At 54.6% G+C, this 20,022-nt stretch carries 22 protein-coding genes and 3 tRNA genes; 1 reads left to right on the forward strand and 24 read right to left on the reverse strand.

Going from position 1 to position 20,022, the window contains the following annotated elements; translation table 11 throughout:
* Window positions 1-47 precede the first annotated feature (47 nt).
* The 5 genes from OCV31_RS06620 to mscL all read right to left on the reverse strand — a co-directional run bounded on the left by OCV31_RS06620 (window position 48) and on the right by mscL (window position 3,677).
* Window positions 48-233, reverse strand: coding sequence for a hypothetical protein (locus OCV31_RS06620; RefSeq protein ID WP_148473653.1), 186 nt, complete (start codon window positions 231-233; stop codon window positions 48-50).
* 159 nt (window positions 234-392) lie between these two features.
* Complete coding sequence (locus tag OCV31_RS06625; protein WP_148473655.1) at window positions 393-1,358, reverse strand: 3D domain-containing protein; 966 nt, start codon at window positions 1,356-1,358, stop codon at window positions 393-395.
* Window positions 1,359-1,481: 123 nt separating this feature from the next.
* On the reverse strand, window positions 1,482-2,111 hold the full coding sequence (locus OCV31_RS06630; RefSeq protein WP_267303851.1) for an NUDIX hydrolase: 630 nt from the start codon (window positions 2,109-2,111) through the stop codon (window positions 1,482-1,484).
* Window positions 2,104-3,222, reverse strand: coding sequence for a patatin-like phospholipase family protein (locus tag OCV31_RS06635; protein ID WP_148473660.1), 1,119 nt, complete (start codon window positions 3,220-3,222; stop codon window positions 2,104-2,106). The genes OCV31_RS06630 and OCV31_RS06635 overlap by 8 nt, the downstream gene beginning before the upstream one ends.
* Window positions 3,222-3,677 carry a large conductance mechanosensitive channel protein MscL gene (gene mscL, locus OCV31_RS06640; protein WP_148473662.1) on the reverse strand — a complete coding sequence of 152 codons (456 nt, stop codon included), beginning with the start codon at window positions 3,675-3,677 and terminating at the stop codon, window positions 3,222-3,224. The genes OCV31_RS06635 and mscL overlap by 1 nt, the downstream gene beginning before the upstream one ends.
* 71 nt (window positions 3,678-3,748) lie before the next feature.
* On the opposite strand from mscL, the gene OCV31_RS06645 reads away from it, so the two are divergent.
* Window positions 3,749-4,171, forward strand: a complete 423-nt coding sequence (locus tag OCV31_RS06645) for a deoxycytidylate deaminase (protein ID WP_148473664.1) — start codon at window positions 3,749-3,751, stop codon at window positions 4,169-4,171.
* Here the strand turns inward: OCV31_RS06645 and OCV31_RS06650 are convergent.
* From OCV31_RS06650 to trkA, 19 genes are all read right to left on the reverse strand, one after another.
* Window positions 4,149-4,748 (reverse strand): ribonuclease H1 domain-containing protein, encoded by a 600-nt coding sequence (locus OCV31_RS06650; RefSeq protein WP_148473666.1) that lies wholly within the window; start codon window positions 4,746-4,748, stop codon window positions 4,149-4,151. The two genes, OCV31_RS06645 and OCV31_RS06650, sit on opposite strands and share 23 nt — an antisense overlap.
* Window positions 4,745-6,001: a nickel pincer cofactor biosynthesis protein LarC gene (gene larC, locus OCV31_RS06655; RefSeq protein WP_148473669.1), complete on the reverse strand. Its 1,257-nt coding sequence runs from the start codon at window positions 5,999-6,001 to the stop codon at window positions 4,745-4,747. Before larC ends, OCV31_RS06650 begins: the two co-directional genes overlap by 4 nt.
* Window positions 5,998-6,804, reverse strand: a complete 807-nt coding sequence (gene larE, locus OCV31_RS06660; RefSeq protein WP_148473671.1) for an ATP-dependent sacrificial sulfur transferase LarE — start codon at window positions 6,802-6,804, stop codon at window positions 5,998-6,000. The genes larC and larE overlap by 4 nt, the downstream gene beginning before the upstream one ends.
* Before the next feature lie 48 nt (window positions 6,805-6,852).
* Window positions 6,853-7,845, reverse strand: coding sequence for a phosphate acetyltransferase (gene pta / locus OCV31_RS06665; protein WP_148473673.1), 993 nt, complete (start codon window positions 7,843-7,845; stop codon window positions 6,853-6,855).
* Window positions 7,846-8,009: 164 nt separating this feature from the next.
* Window positions 8,010-8,086, reverse strand: a tRNA-Pro gene (locus OCV31_RS06670).
* Between the two features lie 21 nt (window positions 8,087-8,107).
* Window positions 8,108-8,184: transfer RNA gene (locus tag OCV31_RS06675), tRNA-Pro, on the reverse strand.
* Between the two features lie 156 nt (window positions 8,185-8,340).
* Window positions 8,341-8,417: transfer RNA gene (locus tag OCV31_RS06680), tRNA-Arg, on the reverse strand.
* Window positions 8,418-8,452: 35 nt separating this feature from the next.
* Entirely contained in the window at window positions 8,453-9,757 is a 1,305-nt protein-coding gene (locus tag OCV31_RS06685; RefSeq protein ID WP_148473675.1) for a D-alanyl-D-alanine carboxypeptidase family protein, read from the reverse strand.
* On the reverse strand, window positions 9,754-10,878 hold the full coding sequence (gene wecB, locus OCV31_RS06690; protein WP_148473677.1) for a non-hydrolyzing UDP-N-acetylglucosamine 2-epimerase: 1,125 nt from the start codon (window positions 10,876-10,878) through the stop codon (window positions 9,754-9,756). Before wecB ends, OCV31_RS06685 begins: the two co-directional genes overlap by 4 nt.
* Entirely contained in the window at window positions 10,875-11,909 is a 1,035-nt protein-coding gene (locus tag OCV31_RS06695) for a glycosyltransferase family 4 protein (RefSeq protein ID WP_148473679.1), read from the reverse strand. The genes wecB and OCV31_RS06695 overlap by 4 nt, the downstream gene beginning before the upstream one ends.
* 10 nt (window positions 11,910-11,919) lie before the next feature.
* On the reverse strand, window positions 11,920-12,549 hold the full coding sequence (gene upp, locus OCV31_RS06700) for a uracil phosphoribosyltransferase (RefSeq protein ID WP_108831003.1): 630 nt from the start codon (window positions 12,547-12,549) through the stop codon (window positions 11,920-11,922).
* A complete protein-coding gene (gene rpiB, locus OCV31_RS06705) occupies window positions 12,537-12,980 on the reverse strand; it encodes a ribose 5-phosphate isomerase B (RefSeq protein WP_267303852.1) in 444 nt (147 codons plus the stop codon). The genes upp and rpiB overlap by 13 nt, the downstream gene beginning before the upstream one ends.
* Window positions 12,977-13,405, reverse strand: coding sequence for an arsenate reductase/protein-tyrosine-phosphatase family protein (locus tag OCV31_RS06710; protein ID WP_148473683.1), 429 nt, complete (start codon window positions 13,403-13,405; stop codon window positions 12,977-12,979). The genes rpiB and OCV31_RS06710 overlap by 4 nt, the downstream gene beginning before the upstream one ends.
* Window positions 13,402-14,451: an L-threonylcarbamoyladenylate synthase gene (locus tag OCV31_RS06715; RefSeq protein WP_148473685.1), complete on the reverse strand. Its 1,050-nt coding sequence runs from the start codon at window positions 14,449-14,451 to the stop codon at window positions 13,402-13,404. The genes OCV31_RS06710 and OCV31_RS06715 overlap by 4 nt, the downstream gene beginning before the upstream one ends.
* A gap of 43 nt (window positions 14,452-14,494) precedes the next feature.
* Window positions 14,495-15,184: an alpha/beta hydrolase family protein gene (locus tag OCV31_RS06720; RefSeq protein ID WP_148473687.1), complete on the reverse strand. Its 690-nt coding sequence runs from the start codon at window positions 15,182-15,184 to the stop codon at window positions 14,495-14,497.
* Between the two features lies 1 nt (window position 15,185).
* Window positions 15,186-15,842 carry a uracil-DNA glycosylase gene (locus OCV31_RS06725; protein ID WP_148473689.1) on the reverse strand — a complete coding sequence of 219 codons (657 nt, stop codon included), beginning with the start codon at window positions 15,840-15,842 and terminating at the stop codon, window positions 15,186-15,188.
* A 17-nt stretch (window positions 15,843-15,859) separates the two neighbouring features.
* Complete coding sequence (locus OCV31_RS06730; RefSeq protein ID WP_148473691.1) at window positions 15,860-17,197, reverse strand: TrkA C-terminal domain-containing protein; 1,338 nt, start codon at window positions 17,195-17,197, stop codon at window positions 15,860-15,862.
* Between the two features lie 9 nt (window positions 17,198-17,206).
* Complete coding sequence (locus OCV31_RS06735; protein ID WP_148473693.1) at window positions 17,207-18,661, reverse strand: TrkH family potassium uptake protein; 1,455 nt, start codon at window positions 18,659-18,661, stop codon at window positions 17,207-17,209.
* Entirely contained in the window at window positions 18,639-20,021 is a 1,383-nt protein-coding gene (gene trkA / locus OCV31_RS06740; RefSeq protein WP_148473695.1) for a Trk system potassium transporter TrkA, read from the reverse strand. The genes OCV31_RS06735 and trkA overlap by 23 nt, the downstream gene beginning before the upstream one ends.
* Window position 20,022 lies beyond the last annotated feature (1 nt).

Genomic DNA, 20,022 nt, shown 5'->3' on the forward strand with positions numbered 1-20,022 from the left:
GTCAAGCCACGCAAAAAAGAAAACATCCTCTGCATTTGCAAAGGATGTCAGACTGCAGACAAACTCCGAATAAATTTCGGGGTTTGTCTCTTTTTTATGTTGTCAATCCATTTTCTCCATAAATCAGTAAAAGAAGGGCCGTCGCCTCCTCCGTCCCGCTCTTTTCGATCCATCATTAGTGCCAGTTTTTTCATGTTCATGCATGCAAAGGTCAACACCGCTTTTAGATCCATTTTCTTTCGTCCACGCCGGTTGGTGTAACGTAGACAGTTTTTTTCGCTCGCCTTTGTGAAATTGAGGCGAATGCTGTTTGATGACACAAAAAAGGGAGGGTGAATCGGATGATTCTCCCTCCTTTATCATCACTCTGACGCCCTCAAGCGTCTCTTTTCTCAGTCTTCTAAGACATACACAATCACATTCCTCCGACCGAAGTTGTAGGCTTCTCTTCTGCTGTTGTAGAACAGATCGATGCGATTGCCTTTGATGGCGCCTCCGGTATCTTCGGCCACGGCAAAGCCGTAGGTGGGGAAGCCGTCGGCGCTTTCGATATAGAGTTTGGTGCCGAGGGGGATCACGCGGGGATCCACGGCCACGGCGCCGACGCGGGCGCGGGTGCCGGAGGCGGTCCATTTGCCGGCGCTCGGATCGTAGGCCGTGCCGTTCATGGTGATTTTCTTTTTGTATTTCTTGCCGTGAATCATGTTTTCCACGGGCTTCGTACCCACTTCGACGATTTCATTTTTTCCTTCACGAATGACGCGGGAGGAGAGGACGATGCGGGCGGTTTCTTCGCCGTTGACGGTGCTGATGCGCACCACTTCTTCCACTTTGCTCGCCTCGCCTTTTTGAATGACGCGCTCACTCCCCGCATCCATTTGGGGATTTTCTCTGCGCTCGGTGGCAAAGGGCATATCGCGCATGGCTTTTTCCGTGCGCTCTTTATAGCGATTGATGCGCAGGATTTCGCCTTCTTTTACGCTGCCTTCCATGGGCGGGGTGACTGTGTCTTTTTCGCCGAGCTTAATGTTCAGCTCGTTCAGTATGTCCGCCACTTTGTTCGATGTGGCGGAGCGGGTGTAGCTATGTTTGCCGTCTTTCACGGTAATGGTGTAGCCCGATCTGATGGTGAGATCCGCCTGCTCGCTCAGTGCTTCCGATGCGCTGGGGAAGGGCACTTGGCCTTTTTCGAGGATGATGTCTTTTTCCAGGAGAAATTCGCCGACGGTGGCGGCGTCGGTTTCGTAGCGAGCGGGGGCGAGGCCCGGCCGATTGACGGTGACAGTTTTCGCTTCCGCATGGGCGGGCAGAATGAGGCTCAGGGCGAGGGCCGAAAGCAGGGCGGTCTTTTTTATCACGATGGTATCTCCTTTGTCCGAGTTTTTCCGTAATTGGTTACAATTTGTAACTTTCACAAAACCAATTGTACCAATCGAAAAAACCGGGGGCAAGGAAATGGCTGCGATGTCATCTTTTTGTAATTAAAGGAGGGTTTTTAAGAGTTTCGCCACGCCGTACATGATTTTTGCCGTCATGCCCCAAACGATTTGCTCTTTCTTTTCGGCGCCTTTGTAGAAAAAGATGCGGTCGATGTAGTTGTTAAATGGGGCCACGGTGGTGGTGGGAATGAGTTCGTAGGGAAAGCCGTCGTCGTTGTCTTTTTTGAATTCGATGGGGTGCACCTCCGGTTCCGTTTCCAAGAAGAGGTCGAGGGGCACGGTAAAGACGTAGGCCACTTCCGCGGGCTCCGGATCGATGGCGGCTACGTCCACGCCGTGGAGGACGCCGATAAAGCAGTGCACGGCTTTGCTCTGGCGGGTGACGAGGTAGTCGCTTTCGCCTAAGATTTCCAAACAGGCGGGATCGATCCTGAGCTCTTCGATAGTCTCTCGAAAGGCCGCTTCTTCGGGCGTCTCCCCTTCTTCGATGCGGCCGCCGGGGAGGGACACTTCGCCGGTGTGGCTTTTCAGGCGGGCGGAGCGCTTTTCAAAGAGCACGTGCAGCTCTCCTTCCACCTCCACCAGGGCGCACAAGACGGCGTAGCGGTGGTCCAGGCCCAGGGGTTCGGGGCGATGGTTTTCTAAAAGGCGGGTAATTTTTTCTTTATTCAATGGCCAACCTCTTTCCGCAAAACAACAAATAGAGCACTCGGTCCAGGGTGGAGACCACTCGGGGATGGACGTGGCTCTTTTCATCCAGGGCCTTTAAAAAGCCTTCCACGGTGTAAAAGGGATCTTTCGGCAGATGGAGCATGTTTCCCCTGGCTTCCATGAGACCGATGAACAGGGCTTTGTAGCTGTAGTCTTCGGAAAGACCCAGGTCCGCGGCCAAAGACGGCCACAGGTTTTCCACGATGCCCCGCTCGCCGCTTCCCTTGACCTCGGCCAGGTAGCGGAAGTCTTCCGTGCGGGCGAAAAACAGTTCGCTTAATCGTCTGAAGGCTTCTTTTTCGGCGATGGGGTAGAAGGTGTAGTCCAGTCCGTCGTAGCCCATGATGATTCGCCGGCCGTGGCGGTAGCCCTGCTGCATGCGGTAGGGCGCCAGGTCCGCATCGAAGTGCATGGTGTCGGCCACGGGGCGGGCGGGCCCCAAGACGAGGGCTTCTTCGGGGAGTTTCTCTCCTTTTTTCGGCGGATTGGTCCTTAAGATCACAGGCTCCATGCCTTTGGCCAAGACCATTTCGTAGGGCAGATTGTTGCCCACGCCGCCGTCCACGTAAAGTTTTCCGTCGATGCGCACGGGGGGAAAGATCGGGTAGGCGCAGCTGGCCAAAATGTATTGATGGAGTTTGCCCTCGGGAATGTCCTCCAGATAAAGGTATTCTGTCTTCCCTTCGCTTAGATTGTAGACCACGAGGCCGTAGTCCATTTTCGAGGCGCGAATTTTCTCCTCGTCGATGTGGCGGTGAATCAATTCTCTTAAGGGAGCCACATCCATGTTCAGGGCGGCCCGGGCGGTTTTTGCGATGCGAATAATGTCCGGCGTCTTTTTCGCCTCATCCAATGAAAGCATCAGCTCTCTTCCCCCTTCGAAAGAGAACTTTTGCCAAATATCCGCCAGCACATCGGTGTTTCCCTGAACAATAAAGGCGCCCGTTAAGGCGCCCATGGACGTGCCTACGACGAGGCGTAGATCCGGATGTGTTTCTTGAAGGGCGCGGAAAAGGCCCAGTTGGTAGCTGCCCTTGGCGCCGCCGCCTTCAAGGACCAAGCCCTTGGCCATTACTTATCCTCCAAAACGGCGGTGCAGTGGGGGCAGCGGGTGGCTTCGATGTGCACCGTTTCCTTACAGAAGGGGCAGACTTTGGTGGTGGCCGCTTCCTCTTCTGTGTGAATGAAGTGATCTTTCATTTTGCCGATTTGCTTGATGACCATAAAGATCACGAAGGCGATGATTAAAAAGTCGATGACGTTTTGCAGGAAGTTCCCGTAGGCCAAAATGGGCGCGCCGCTTTCCGCCGCTTCCACGGGATTGGCATAGGTCTTTCCGTCTAAGGCCAGGTACATTTTCGTGAGATCGATGCCGCCGAGCAAAAGCCCGATTAAGGGCATGAGCATGTCGTTGACCAAGGACGTGACGATTTTTCCGAAGGCCCCGCCGACGATGACCCCGACGGCCATGTCCATGACATTACCTCTGGCAATGAAGTCTTTAAATTCACTCATTGTCTTTTTCATAAATAATTCCTTTCCTTACTCCTTTTACCAAATTATCCTCCCGTGCTATACTAAGCGAGAGGAGGTTTGCTTTGAGAAAATCTTGGGACACCTATTTTATGCAAATCACGGAAATCGTGGCCAGCCGCTCCACTTGCGACCGCGCTTTTGTGGGCTGCGTCCTGGTCAATAAAGACCATCGCATCGTCTCCACGGGTTATAACGGCTCGGTGGCAGGCAATCCCCATTGCGACGACGTGGGCCATACCATGCGCGACGGCCACTGCATCGCCACCATTCACGCGGAAATGAACGCGCTCTTGTATTGTGCCAAGGAGGGCATCCCCACCAAGGACACTATCTGTTATGTTACCCATTTTCCCTGCTTAAACTGCACAAAAGCGTTAATTCAGGCGGGAATTCGGGAAGTGGTCTACAAAAACGCTTATCGCGTGGACGACTACGCCGTGAGCCTATTCGAAAAAAACAATATTACCCTTCGTCAGTTGAGCTGAAGGTCGCCTCTTTCGCCAGGGTATCGGCTCGCTCGTTGCCTTCCACGCCGGTGTGGGCTTCGATTTTCACGAAAGTTACGGCCAGGCGATCTTTTACGGAATCATAGAATGCCTTGTAGTCTATGGTTCCTTTTTTATTGCACTTCCACTCGCCCTTGGCCCAATGCTCGATGCCGGCGTAGTCGTAGCAAAGCTTCATATTGGAAAAACCCAGCTCAAGGGCTTTTTTCATAGCCACGGTGGCACCTAAAATCTCCCCGGCCACATTGCGCATCGAGGCCATTTCCCCCGTAAAGCGACAGCTGTCTTCCCAACTGCCGCCTTCCCAGCTCATGGACACGCCGTAGCTGTAAGATGCATCTTCGTGGCGATAGGAGCCGTCCACATAGGCCACGACGTCGTAGGAGGCGTCGTCTTTTTCTTCCCGGGTTTCTCCCATAAAGGCCAGGGCCTCTTCTTCCGTCTTGAAGGATTTGTAAATGGCGCCTTTGAATCCGTGGACCTGGGCCTTGCAGCTGTCCCAGTCCCGGTAGATCCCGGGCACTTTTCCGGCCTTCACGGCGTAATACTTTTTCATAGGCCCAACTCCCACGCCCGGCGCACGGCTTCCACGGTGGTGTCGTGTTTGAGGGCCAGAGCCTTCAGATCTTCGTATTCCGGGGAAATTTTTTCCATCTCTTTATAACGGGCCCTTTTCGTCGACACGGGACCGAGGGCCGTCATGGTTTCTTTTGTGGCGCGAGGCAGTTCGATTTTTTCCAGGGGGATTTTCTTCACGCCCAAGGTGGTGGTGTGCTTAAAGAGCGCCTCCAGCACCTTTTCTTCGCTCGCCCCGTCGGCGAGCACGTCCAGGCGATAGCCCGGGCGATTTTTCTTCATGAATATGGGCGCAAAGCTCACGTCCCGCGCCCCGGCATCGAAGAGGCGCTCCATGCAAAAGCCCATGGCCTCGCCGGTCATGTCGTCTAAATTGCAGCTGTAAAAAATCGGCGCACGGGCCTCTTCCGTCTCGATGAAAAAGAGGCGGAGCACATTAGCCAAGTCGTGATCCTTCGTGCCGGCACCGTAGGCCACTTTCAAGACCCGTCCCTCGGGGCGGGGCCGATAGGCGGCCTGAATGCCTTTTAATATGGCGGCGCCGGTGGGGGTGGTGAGCTCTTCTTCCACCGTAGCCCCCCCCAAGGGCACATCCAATGTGGACAGAATGTGGGCCGTGGCCGGAGCGGGCACAGGATAGGTGCCGTGGGCGCAGGTGACCATGCCGCCGCCGGTGTTGATTTTTCCCACGTAAACGGCCTCCACGCCGCTCGCTACCGTGTAGTAGGCCGCGCCCAATACGTCCACCACAGCGTCCAATTCGCCCACTTCGTGGAAGTGCACCTCGTAAAGATCCTTGCCGTGGACAGCGGCTTCCGCTTTGGCGAGAGGCAGGTAGATGGCCTTGGCCAGATCCTTGACCCCCCGCTCGAAGCCGCTCTTTTCGATGAGGGCCAAAATGTCGGCAAGGCCGCGATGATGGTGGTGGTGGTGGGCATGCACGTGATCGTCTTCATGATCGTCTTCGTGATGATGATCGTGATCGCCGTGATGATCGTGTTCGTGATGATGGGCGTGATCGTGATGGCCGCGTGCTTCCTCGCTCTTTAAATTAAAGTAGGTGGCGAGAATTCCGGTCTTCTCCCGCTTTTCGAAAATCACGTCCTCGGCGGCGATGCCGAGTGGCGCCAGGCCCTCGAGAAAACCCGCAGGCGACAGGCCCCCGTCTACCATGGCGCCGATAAACATGTTGCCGCTGATGCCGCTGAAGGGATCGATGTATAAAACCCTCACGCGTCTTTCAACCCTTCGTTGCCGGAGCCGGAGCGGAAGCCCAACACGTCCAGAGCCGTGTAGGTGACGCCGAGCTCCTTAAAGTAAGCCGCCACATCTTCCCTGTGATTGATGAGAAACTTTTGAAAATCCGCCACGGGAATTTCCACCCGGGCCACGCTTCCGTGCAGGCGCATGCGGCAGGTCATGTAGCCCAATTCGTGGAGATAAGCTTCGCCTTTTTCCGCCACGGCCAAGGCCTCCACCGTGAGCGGCGTACCGTAGGGAATCCGGGTGGCCAAACAGGAATCCGAAGGTTTGTTCCACGTGGGAAGGTCGAAGTGTTTCTTAGAAAGGGTCCGCACCATCTCCTTGGTAAATTCCGCTTCCCGCAAGGGGCTCTTAACTCCTAATTCTTCCAGGGCTTTAAAACCCGGCCGATGGTCGGAGAGATCGTCTAAATTCGTGCCGTCTAAAAGCATATCGAAGCCGTGCCCCTCGGCGTATTCTTTCGCCGCGAGAAAGGTCGACCGCTTGCAATAGTAGCAGCGATTCACCCCATTGGCCATGACGTCTTCGTTCTCCAAAATGCTGGAGTGAATGACATGAATCTCCCAGCCGATCATTTCCGCCAAGACATGAGCGTCGAAGCGCTCCCTGCGGGGATGTAGCTCGTTGACCACGTAAATCCCCATGACATTTTCACGTCCCAATACTTCCGCGGCCACGGCCATTAAAAAGGACGAATCCACGCCGCCGGAATAGGCAACAGCCACCTTGTCGTAGGCGGCAAGATTTTCTTTTAATCGTTTGAAAGCATCCATTTCCTCACCTTTTCAACATAGAAAAAAAGGCCCTTTCGGGCCGATTTTTTATTTTTCTTGTTCATCTTTTGCGATGCACGCTTGTACGGCGGTGATCAAAGACAATTGATAGGTTTCTTCTTTCGTACAACCACGACTCAGGTCGTTGACCGGCATATTCAAGCCTTGAAGAATCGGACCGATGGCGGTAAATCCACCGAGACGTTGAGCGATCTTGTAGCCGATGTTTCCGCATTCCAAGTTCGGGAAGATGAAGACATTGGCTTGGCCGGCAACATCGGAGCCCGGCGCCTTTTTCTTGGCAACTTCGGGATCGATGGCGGCGTCGAATTGAAGTTCGCCGTCGACTTTGATTTCCGGATGGGATTCCTTTACCAAATAGGTGGCGACTTCCACTTTCTTAACCGTGTCGCTCTTTGCGGAGCCTTTGGTAGAGAAGGAAAGCATGGCGATCTTCGGATCGAAACCGAATTGTTTTGCGGCTTCGTCGGTTGTTACAGCCACTTCAGCCAAAGTCGGTGCGTCCATTTCCGTGTTAATGGCACAGTCGGCCATGAGGTAGCATTCTTTGCCTCTGAAGAGAATGAACACACCGGATACGCGGTTGACGCCTTTTTTCGTCTTGATGATTTGAAGGGCGGGAAGAATCGTTTGGCCCGTGGTGTGAACGGCACCGGATACCATGCCGTCGGCATAGCCGGCATAAACCATCATGGTCCCCAAGTAGTTCGGATCGTGAAGTTGTGCGCGGGCACGGGTTTCGTCGATTTTCCCTTTACGGCGTTCGACAAACTTTTCAACCAATTCATCGATGTGTTCGAATTGGCCGACTTCCACGATTTCCAAACCGGTAATATCGATGTTTTCTCTCTTTGCCGTGGCTTCGATTTCGTTTCTGAAACCGATGACGATGGGGTGGACTAAGCCTTCTTTTTGGTGCTCAACCGCTGCCCAAAGTACTCTGGGATCTTCACCTTCGGGGAAGACGATGCGAATCCCTTTATGGGTGATTCGAGTGCGTAAATATTGAATGAAAGCCATGTTATTATCTGTTCCTTTCTTTTCATTTAGAAGATCATTCTGTACATTGCCTTGGCCACAGAGGGCCATAGTCATAAATAAATATACCACATAAACGACCGGTGAAAAAGCAATATTCGCAATAAAAACCTAAAAAAAGAGACTCGCCGAAGCGAATCTCGATTTGGTCGGAGTGAAAGGATTTGAACCTTCGACCTCATGCTCCCGAAGCATGCGCGCTACCAAACTGCGCTACACCCCGCCGTATTGTAAATGATTAGAGTGGTCGGGGTGAAAGGATTTGAACCTTCGACCCCATGGTCCCAAACCATGTGCGCTACCAAACTGCGCCACACCCCGTAGCAACTTACTTAATCATTATACAGGTGTTGTGAATTTTTTACAAGTCTTTTCTTTTCGCCTGTTTTTCCGCGACTTCTGAGGGCGTTTCATACAGAAGCGCGAATAAAAAAAAGAAAATAGCTAAATTGCAGATCTGCAACTTAGCTATTCATTTGGCGGACCCGATTGGATTCGAACCAACGATCTTTGCCTTCGGAGGGCAACATTCTATCCAGCTGAACTACGGGTCCATACCCGCCTATTGTATCAAGTGGGTATTTTTCTGTCAAGCGGCCTTCTCCATGGCGCGGAACACGTCGGCCATAATGTCTCTGAAGGACAAGACGGGATTGGGCTTTTTGATGTCTTCTTTTACATAGACTTTCGCCCGGGCGATTTCTTCGCCTTCCGACACGAAGCGCACTTCGCCCACGGGCTCTTTCTTGGAATAGGGCGCAACGATGGTTTTGTATTCCATTTCCATGGTGACCTCGGCGCCGTCTTTGACGGTGCGAACCACGTTTTCGTTGACGTAGACCGGGCTTTTTCTCGGGCTCGCCGATTTCAGCGTTAAAAAGTCCAGTTCGTTGGTTTTATCGGCGAGGACTTTGTTTCGCCGGCTCATGGCTTCTTTCGACAGGCGCAGGGAGGCGGCGTAGCGATCCATGTCGTTTTCCGCGCCCATGTAGACGCCGATGAAGCGGGTGTTTAAGTAGGGGCCTTCTGCGGGCCTCTCGCCGGTGGCGATAAGGCAGCGGCCGGCGGCGCCGGTGTAGCCGGTCTTCAGTCCGTCGATGCCGGGAAGTATGCCCAGCAGGGGATTGGTGGCGTAGCTTCTGTATTCTCTGCCCGGCTCGTCGATTTTCGCCCGGCGCGTGGCATCTAAAACCATGGGGTAGCGTTTTAAAAGACTTCTGGAAAGCTCAAACATTTCTCTCGCCGTGGCCTTGTTGTAGTCGTTGGCGGCGTAATCTGTGAGGCCGTGGACGTTGATGAAGTGCATGTGGCTGAAGCCCATTTCCTTGGCCTTGGCGTTCATGCGGGCCACAAAGGCCTGCTCATTGCCGGCGATGCGATCGGCCAGGGCGATCATGGCGTCGTTTCCGGAGACGATCATGCCGGCGTGAATGAGCTCTTCCACGGTGTAGACTTCGCCTTCCTTGGTCTTGTAGACGCTGCCGTGCATGGCCGCCGCCGCGTGGTCGATGGTGACCGGGTCTTTCATGCCGATTTCGCCTTTGTCCACGGCGTCCATGACGCAGTAGATGGTCATGAGCTTTGTGGTGGAGGCGAGGCCCACCGGCGTGTCGGCATTAAATTCTTTGTAGATGGCGCCGGTTTCGTAATCGCCGATGATGTAGCTTTTTAAAAGGACTTCGTCGGGCTTGGCCATGGCCGCGTCGAATTCTTTTTTCTCCGTGGCGGTCATGGGCTGCACCCCTTGGCCCGTGCGGATTTTTTCTTTCTGATCCCGCGGCTCCGCCACTTTTTCTCCGGGCGTTTGCGGAGGATTTTCCGCAGGCGTCGGTGCCGCGCCCAGCAAAAGTGAGAGGCACAAAAGGGCGGGGAGGATTCGCTTCAATCGTTTCACCGGCCGCCTCCTTCTTTTTGATTCTCTAAAATAATATCTACGATGCGCTCCGCCGCCTTGCCGTCGCCGTAGGGATTTAAGGCCTTGGCCATGGCGTCGTAGGCGTCTTTGTCTTCGAGGAGGAGGCGGATGTTTTCGTACACCGCCGCCTCTTCCGTGCCCACCAATTTCGCCGTGCCGGCCACGATGCCTTCTTCCCGCTCCGTCTCTTCCCGAACGACGAGGACGGGAATGCCGAAGTGGGGCGCCTCTTCCTGAATGCCGCCGCTGTCGGTGACCACGAGATAGCTTCTCGCCATAATGTTTGAGAAGGGCAAATAGTCCATGGGTTCGATGCGGTGAATGTTTTTCGCACCGCCCAGTTCCGCCTCGGCGATTTCCCGCACTTTGGGATTTAGGTGCACAGGAAAGATCACTTCCACATCGTCGTACTCATCGGCAATGCGGCGCACGGCGGAGAAGATCCGCTTCATGGGCGCGCCCAGGTTTTCCCGGCGGTGGCAAGTGAGTAGAATGGTTTTTTTCTTTTTAAAGTCGATGGCGTTTAATGCCGCCTCGTCGAAGACGAAATCTTCCCGCTCCGTGTAGGCCAAAGCGTCGATGACGGTGTTGCCCGTAATGTAAATGCTCTTGTCGTCGTAGCCTTCTCTTAAAAGATTTTGGCGATTGGACTCCGTGGGGGCAAAGTGGTAATTGGCCAAGACGCCGGTGAGCTTGCGATTGGCTTCTTCCGGGTAGGGGGAGTAGAGATTGTGGCTTCTGAGTCCCGCTTCCACGTGGCCGATTTTCACGCCGTGGTAGAAGGCGGATAGGGCCGCCGCAAAGACGGTGGAGGTGTCGCCCTGAACGAGGAGCAGGTCGGGCTTTGTGGTTTTAAATATGTCTTCCAAGCCTCTTAAAGAGCGCACGGCGATGTCCGTCAGGCTTTGACCGGGGGTGAAGATGTCCAGATCGTAGTCGGGGACGATGCCGAAGATGTCCAGAACCTGATCCAGCATTTCCCGGTGTTGGCCGGTGACGGCGACGATGCTTTCCACGTCCCCCCGCTCTTTCAGGGCCAGAACGATGGGCGCCATTTTAATGGCTTCGGGCCTTGTGCCGAAGACGGACAGTACTTTCAATGCTCTTCCTCTCTTTCATTTAACAGGCCTAAGAACAGGGCCAATATTCCCACCGCGGCAATGATGATGATGGACGCGATCAGGCCGTTTTTTTCGTGCATGGTGCTTACGATGTTTCCGATAATGCCGAAGATGATGCTCACGCCGTAAAGGGCGAGGACGGTCTGCTTTTGATTGAAGCCGTGGCGCAGGAGGCGGTGGTGCAAATGGCCCTTATCCGCCTCGGAAATGCTTTTTCCCGAAAGCTTTCTGCGAATCATGGCGAAGGTGGTGTCGAAAACCGGCACGCCTAAGATCAACACGGGAATTAAGATGGTGATCATGGCCACGGATTTCATGACCCCTTCGATGGCCAGATAGCTCAGTGTAAAGCCCAAAAACAGGGCGCCGGTGTCTCCCATAAAGATTTTCGCCGGATTGAAGTTGTAGGGCAAAAAGCCCAAACATCCGCCGGCCAGAATGGCTGCCAAGACGGCCATTTCCTCGTGCTGCAGCCGGTGGGCCACAAACATGAGGCTGATGGATGCAATGGCGCTGATGCCGCAGGCGAGGCCGTCGATTCCGTCGATGAGATTGATGGTGTTGGTAATGCCCACGACCCAAAAGACGGTAATGGGAACGGCGAGCCAATCTAAATTAATGACGAGATTGGTGCCGTAAAAGGGATTGGTGAAAAAGGAGATCTTTGTGCCTCCGACGATGAGTACCGCGGCCGCCAAAATTTCCATGGCGAATTTGGCCTTGGCGCTCATGGCGAATTTGTCGTCGTAAAGGCCCGCGGCCACGATAAGGGCGGCGCCTGTGAGAAAGGCGATCTTTTCCCCGTCCACGGGCAGAAACATCAACACGCTCACGAGGACGGCGAGGAAAATGGCCAGGCCTCCGCTTTGGGGCATGGCTTTTTTGTGGACTCTGCGCTCGTCTTTGGGGATGTCCATAAAGCCGAAACGAATGGCGCCTTTTCGAACGACGGGCGTGGCGATTAGGCTAATAAGGACCGCGACGAGAAAGGGCCATAACAAGATTTTCATGCTTCACCTACTACTTCGTTCCGAAAATTCGATCTCCCGCATCGCCGAGACCCGGCACAATATAGGCGTGCTCGTCTAATTTTTCGTCGATACACGACACGTACAAATCCACGTCGGGATGAGCTTTTTGAAAGGCTTCGAGCCCTTCCGGCGCCGCCAAAAGGCATAAGGCGCGTACAGAGGTGGCGCCTCTTTGCTTCACGAAGTTGACCGCGGCGGCCAAAGACCCGCCGGTGGCGAGCATGGGATCCACGATAATGACTTCCCGGTCTGCAATTTCCTTGGGAAGCTTGCAGTAGTATTCCACGGGCTCCAGGGTCTCCGGATCTCGGTAGAGGCCGATGTGGCCCACGCGGGCGCCGGGAATTAAGTTCAAGAGGCCGTCTACCATGCCGAGGCCCGCCCGCAGGACGGGGACGATGACGGGTTTTTTGCCGGCCATTTCTTTGCCCACGGTGCGCCCCATGGGCGTTTCGATGGCTTTGTCCTGAATGGGGAGATTCCGCGTGAGCTCGTAGCCCATAAGCATGGTGATCTCCGTCAAAAGCTGTCTGAAGTCTTTACTGGAGGTAGAGGCTTCTCTTAAAAGGGTGAGTTTGTGTTGAATTAAAGGGTGTTCGGTTACCGTTACTTTTCCCATGTTTCCTCCTCGATCATGGCTACGCGGCGGGCGTGGCGTCCGCCTTCGAAGTCCGTTTCCAAAAATGTGTCGGCGATTTCTTTCATCATGTCGCCGCCGATGGTTCTCGCCCCCATGGAGATCATGTTGGCGTCGTTGTGGCGGCGAGAAAGCTCGGCCGAGTAGGGCTCGGAGACCATGGCGCAGCGAATGCCCTTCACTTTGTTGGCGGCCATGCCGATGCCGAGGCCGGAGCCGCAAATTAAAATGCCCCGCTCGCAGCTGCCGTCGGCGACTTTTTCTGCCGCGGCCTTTCCGTAAATGGGATAGTCCACGGAATCCGTGGAATCCGTGCCCACGTCCACGACGGTGTGGCCCTTTTCTTCCAAATAGGCTTTCAACATTTCTTTTCTTCTGTATCCGCCGTGATCGGCGCCCATGGCAATTTTCACGCCCATTCCCCCTCACATTTGTTTTTGATTTCTTCCAGTATGCGGTCTCTGCTCAGCCGATAGATTTCCAAGGATCCGCCGAAGGGATCGATGACGTCTTTTTCGGCAAAGGGTTGAATTTTTTCCTTAAACGCCGGGTAGCCCCGCTTTAAATTGGCGGTCATGGTGTGGGTCATGACATAGACCACTTCCGCCCACATTAAATCGTCTTCCGTCACGGTCTTCGCCTTGTGAAACGTGGCGTTGACGCCTTCTTCCGCCATGACTTTAATGGCGCCGACGCTCATGGACTCGCCGTCGTGGGCGGCCATGCCCCTTGAGCGCACGGTGATGTTCAGCCCCCGCTTGTCCGCTTCGATTTCCGTGAGTAGCTTCGCCATGGGGCTTCTGCAGGTGTTTCCCGTGCAAATGTAGAGTATGTTCATAGTCCCAATACCACCTTTCCGCCACAGGCCTTTAAGAGCCGATTCATAATGCCGACGCCGATGCCGATAAAGTCGAAGCCTTCCACAAACAACACGTCCACGTCTTCCTCGTCACAGCGCCTCAGGCTGTCGAAGAGATTGTGGGCCACATCTTCCAAGTGTTCGCGGCTGCCCATGTCCACCAAAAGATCCATGCCTTCGTAAAGGTCTTTTGTCTCCGTCGTGCAGAGCACAGCCGTCTTCTTGCCGGGCTCCGCTTCGGCGACGCGCCGATTGATTTCTTTTGCGATGTTTTTTAAATCCCCGGCAAACAAGGTGCCGTCGCCTTTCGGGGCGTAGTGGCGATACTTTTGCCCCGGGCTCTTGGGCACGGCGTCGTTGTCCGCGTCGATGGTGGTCTCGTCGATGGCCACCTCGCCGATGATCGCTTCCAAATCTTCTTTCGTCACGCCGCCTGGGCGATAGATCATGGGGGGATCCACGGTCACGTCCAAGACCGTGGACTCGATGCCCACATTGGTGTCCCCGGAATCCACGATCATGGGCACCTTGCCGTCCATGTCTTCCAGGACATGGGCGAGGCGGGTGGGCGACGGGCGGCCCGAGGTGTTGGCGCTGGGCGCCGCCACGGGAATGGCCGCCGCCTTTAAAAGGGCGTGGGCGATGGGATGGGACGGCATGCGAATGGCCACCGTATCCGCCCCGGCGGTAATGCTGTCGGAGACTTTTTCCGAGCGTTCAAAGATCAATGTCAGGGGGCCGGGCCAGAAAACGTCCATGCAATCCTTGCCCTTCGGCGGAATCACCTTCACCAGATCCAATACCTGTTCCGGATCGGCGATGTGCAGAATCAGGGGATTGTCTTTGGGACGACCTTTGGCCTGAAAGATTTTATCCACGGCCTTCTCGTTTAAACCGTCGGCGCCTAAGCCGTAGACGGTCTCCGTGGGAAAGATCACCAGCTCCCCTTCCTGCAAGAGGCGCGCGGCTTCTTCGATTTGCGCCTTATCCTTTTCGTCCGTTATGTGTAACACTTTCGTTTCCATGGCTTCCTCCTCAACGGATCATTATATCATAGAGGGATTCTCCTTACATTTTCTCTAAAAATTCCAAGGTCATGGCCATCATATTGGTGGTCACCACATGGGAGGTTCCTTCGATGATTTCAAACACGAGAGGCGCGGTGTTTTCGTGTTCGTCTTTTATTTTTTCGTAGTAATTTTTTTGATAGACGGGATTCACCACATCGTCCAGCTCGCCGTTTAACATGCAAATGGCTTTGTCTTTGTGCTTCGAGATGTGGTTCATGGGATCGTAGGCCTGTGCCGCTTCTTTGTAAGGGGCGATGGCCAAAGGCGTCCAGTCGCCCAGGCCGTTTAAGGCCAAAGCCCCCGCCACTTCATCCCGCGCCAAGAGGCCCATGGCGGTCATGCCGCCCATGGAGTGGCCCGCCACCAGGATTTTTTTCTCGGGAAAGCGGGCGCGGACGCAGGCGAGAATGGCGTCGAATTCCTTCATGTTTTCGATGACCACTTCCGGAAGCTTTTTGATGTCTTCGTAGTCCCAGCTGCCCCGGGCGCCGTGAAGGGCTTCTTCCACGACGAGGACGGGATAATCCGCCGCCGCCCAAATGCTCGCCCGGAAGCGGGAGCTTTCCACGTCGGAGCCCCAGCCGTGATAGTAGATGATGACTTTGTCTTTGGCCTCGGCCTCGGGCAAAACCCAGAGCACGGGAATGGATCCCGCCGCGGCCATTTCTTCTTTTACGTGTAAGTACATATTACCTCCAGTCCACAGGCACCTCGCCCATGGCTTCTAAATACGCGTTGGTCCTCGAAAAACATTTGGAGCCGAAAAAGCCCCGGTAGGCGGACAGAGGCGAAGGGTGCGGCGATTCGATGATGCGGTGGGCGGGATTTTTTATGAGGCGCTTTTTGCTCCTGGCGTGGGCGCCCCACAAGAGAAAGACCATGGGCCGCTCCCGCTCGCCCAAAAGGGACACGACTTTGTCCGTAAAGATTTCCCAGCCGATTTTTCCGTGGCTCATGGGTTGAGACCGCCGCACGGTCAAGGTGGTATTTAAAAGGAGCACCCCTTCTTTCGCCCAGGAAGTTAAATCGCCGCTTTCGCGGATGATGCCAAGATCGTCTTTTAATTCTTTGTAGATGTTGACGAGAGAGGGCGGCAGGGGAAAATCCGCCGGCACGGAAAAGCTCATGCCCTGGGCCTGCCCCGGCCCGTGATAGGGATCCTGGCCCAAGAGAAGCACCTTCGTGTCGTGAAAGGAGGTGAGGCGCATGGCGCGAAAAATCGCCTCGGCCTCGGGATAGATGGTTTGGGTTTTGTATTCTTCGATTAAGAGGCGGCGCAAGTCCTTGTAATAGGGCTTTTCCATTTCCTCTTTCAATAAATCGTCCCAGTCGTTTGAAAATGTCACATGCTCCTCTTTCTATTCTACATGGAAAACAGTTCCGTCAAAAAGCGCTTGGCCTTTCGGCGAATAAACTTCTGCAAATCCCCGGCGCATTCCGGCAAAAGGAAGAGAATTAAATGGTCTCCTTCTTTTAAGACGGTCTTGCCCTTCGGCAAGACGCTCTTTCCCTTCCGCTCGATGCCGCCGATCAAAAAGCCTTCGGAAAGTTCCAAAGATTCGATGGTTTTGCCCGTGGCATAGACATCTTCGCTCAAGACGATTTCGTAGATTTCCAAGGTGCCGGGAAACAGGTGCAGGGAGATTTCCGGCGGGCCGAAGAGATTGTTTTTGATCTGTTGAGACACGAGAAGCTCTCCGGAGAATATGCCGCCGGTGTGGGCCACGTCCACGACCCGCATGTAGCGCTCGTCTTTTAAACACAGGGCCACGTGGTTTTGGCCCGCATCTCGCGCCGCCGTGGCCACGAGGAAATTGTCCGCGTCGTCGTCGGATGCGGCGATAAAGCCGTCGTAAGCCGCCACGTCCACGTCTTCCATGGCTTCGGTGACGGGCCGATCGATGACGTAGTTGACGCCGTAGGGATAGCGCCGCCCTCTGGAAAGAAGCAGGGTGTCCGCTTCCTTCGCCAGGGCCGCTTCGATGCTTTGGGCGCCCTTGCCGTCGCCGAAAACCAAAAAGCGCCGCTTGCGCTCCAGGCTTTCGAAGACGTCCACTCGGGCGTAGCGCCGGCGGAAGCGGCCCACGGCCTCGGTGCTGCCCACCAGGCGCAGCACGTCGTCGGCTTCGATGGCGGTGTTACCCTTGGGCACGATGATTTTTCCGCCCCGCCGAATGGTGACGAGCACCAATTCTTCCAAGGGGCCGATGTTTTTTACCCGCCGACCTACAAAGGCCGGATTGTCTGCCACGTCGATTTTTACCATGGCCGAGTCGAAGTTTTCGAAAATTTCCGTCTGCATGCCCGCCTCTTCGTAAAAGAAGTGGTGGATGCGGCTGGCCAGGATTTCGCCGTAATCGTAGACGAAGTCGATGCCGAAGGTGGATTTGGTTTTTTCGAGAAGCCGTCCCAGGGCGCTGTCGTAGCTGATGAAGTGAATGGGCGCGCCCCGCTTTGAGAGCAAGCTCGCCAAGGCCAGGGCGCGATTGGAATCGTCGCAAAAGACGAAGGCGTCGGTCGTATCAAAATCCATGGCCAAGACATCGTCTTCGTCTTCGTAAAAATGGGCGTGAAAATCCCGCAGGGCTTTTTTCACTTGTTTTTCCCTGCGAATGAGAAATTCCACCGTGTGGTGTTCCCGGACCAGGGCCTGCGCCAAGAGCCTGGAGCCTGCGCCGGTTCCGATCATGGTAATGTGCATAGTTCACTCCTAATTCATGTAACGATGGCCCCGTTGGGGAGCGAAGAGGGCGAGGATGGTGAAAAATTCCAAGCGCCCCATGAGCATAAGGGACGAAAAGAGCAGCTTGTACCCCGGCGCAAATTCCACAAAGGTGTTGGTGGGCCCGACGCCGGAAAATCCCGGCCCTACATTGGACAGACAGGTCAAACAACCGGAAAAGGCCGTGAGAAAGTCTACCCCGGAGGTGGCCGTCAGCGCCGTGGAGACGGCGAGGAGAATAATATAGACGCAGATAAAGGCCACGATGCCGAAGATCACTTGATCTTCCACGATCTTTCCGTTGATGCGAATGGGCATAATGGCGTTGGGGTGAATGCTCTTGAAAATTTCCCGCTTCACGATCTTCCACAGGACCAAAATACGAATCATCTTCATCCCCCCGGCGGTGGAGCCGGCGCAGGAGCCGAAGAAGTACAGAGCCAGCAAGATACATTTGCTGAAGCCCGGCCACTGATCGTAGTCCGAAGAGGCGAAGCCCGAAGTGGAAATAATGCTGGTGACCTGAAAGAGGGATTCCCTTAAGCCGAGGCCAACGGTCATTTCATTCGATAGAACCAAATTCAGGGCGATCAACACGACGGCGCCGCCGAGGATTTTCAAATAGAGGCGGTACTCTTCATCTAAAAACATCTCCCGCCAATGGCCGCCCACGGCCCGGGAATAGAGGCTGAAGTTTGTGCCGCAAATGATCATAAACACGGACATAATAATTAAAATGGCGGAATTGTCGATGTAGGCGGCGCAGGAATTGGCGTGGGAGGAAAAGCCCCCGGTGCCCACGACGCCCAGTGTGTGGATGACCGCGTCAAAGACGTTCATGCCGGCGAAATACAGAAGCACGAAGAGGACGACGGTGATAAATAAGTAGATTTTATAAAGGGCCTTGGCCGTGTCCTTCATGCGGGGTTCCACTTTCCCCGCCACGGGACCCGGCGTCTCCGCCTTGAAAATGCGAAAGCCGTTGGTCCCCACCCGCGGCAAAAGGGCCAGGGTAAAGACCAAGATCCCCATGCCGCCGATCCAGTGGGTCATGCTGCGCCACAAGACGATGCTCTTGTCGATGGCCTCCACATTGGGTATGACCGAAGCGCCGGTTGTCGTAAAGCCCGAGACGGTTTCAAAGAGGGCGTCGATGTAATTGGGCGTGCCGCCGCCTAAGTAAATGGGTACGGCGCCGAGAAGGGAGGCGACGATCCATCCCACGGCCACGATAAACAGGCCGTCGCGGCCCCGAATGCGTTCTTCTTTTCGCGGCATGAAAAACAACAAGGCACCGACGATGAGCGCCAGGGCCATGGCGATAATAAAGGCTTTTGTGCTACCCTCTCCGTGGCAGACGGCGTAGAGAAGAGGCGGCATGAGAAACGCCCCTTCCACCATTAAAAGGGCGCCTAAGACATTAAACGCCGCTCCAAAGTTCATTGAACAGGCCTCCTGATTCCGAATTGTAGAAGTATTCTTTCATGGCGTGGACATTTTCGTGTTTGCAGAAGACGATGATCCGATCGCCCTTTCTCAAACAGGAGCGACCGTTGGGAATGATCACGTCTTGGCCGCGCACGATGACGGCGATGAGTATACCCTTGGGAAGGGACAAATCGGCCAGGGACGTATCCAAAACCTCTAAATCGTCGTCCAGCTGAATTTCCGCCACTTCCATATTGCCGTCGTACATGAGGCTGATGGCCAGGGCGTCTTTGCCCCGAATCAACTTCAAAATCAAAGACGCCGTAATAAAGCTGGGATTAAAGGTGGCGTCCAAGTTCAGTCGGTCCAGTACGTTGATGAAATTCACCCGGGAAATCTTGGCCACGGATTTCGTAATGCCCTCTTCCTTCATGGACAGGGCCATTAAAATATTGGTCTCGTCGATGCCCGTGGCGCCGATAAAGGCGTCGTAGGACTTGATCACTTCTTCTTCCAACACATTAAAGTCCGTGCCGTCGCCGTGAATCACTACGGCATCGGGATGGCGCTCCTTCAAGGACACGGCCTTGTCGTGATCCTTTTCGATGACCAACACGTCGATGTTATCCTCTAATAAAAGGCTGCACAGGTAATCCCCGAGCTTGCCGCCCCCTAAGATCATAACGCTCTTTGTGGGCTTGACCGCCGTCACCTTGGAGTGGTCCCGGTCGAAGGCGTCGATGTTTTTTCGCGCCCCGATAACCAGAATCACGTCGTTTTCTTTGAGCTGGGTGTTGCCGTCGGGAATAAAGGTGTAGCCCCGGCGGGAGACGGCGGCGATGAGAAGGTTGTCGAAATTATCCAGGTCCATGAGCTTTTTGTTCACAAACTCTTTTTCCTGCCCCACATTAAATTCCACGAGCTTGACCTTGCCGCCGGCAAATTCGTCGCTCATAAGGGAGTACTTCTTCAGCAGGTATTTTTCGATGGCCATGGCCGCCGCCCGCTCCGGATTGATGACGTAGTCGATGCCCAGCTCCTCTTTGATCAGGCGGATCTGGGAGTGGTACTCGGGATTTCGAATGCGGGCGATGGCGCTTTTGCAGCCGAGCTTTTTGGCGATGCTCGTAATCAATACATTGGATTCGTCGCTGGTTACCGTGCCGATGATTAAATCGTAGTTTTGAATGTCCAGTTCCCTGAGAATATTAAAATCCAGAGCATTTCCCAAGACCGTCAACACGTCCAGCTCGTTGTTTACCTTTTGGATCACCCGAGGATCGTTGTCCAGCACGGTGATCTCGATGTTTTCTTCCACCAAAGCGCGGGCGAGGCGCATGCCTAATTTTCCGCCGCCGACGATCAGGGCGCGCATA

This window comes from Aedoeadaptatus acetigenes (assembly GCF_025566985.1).
Lineage (GTDB): Bacteria > Bacillota > Clostridia > Tissierellales > Peptoniphilaceae > Aedoeadaptatus > Aedoeadaptatus acetigenes.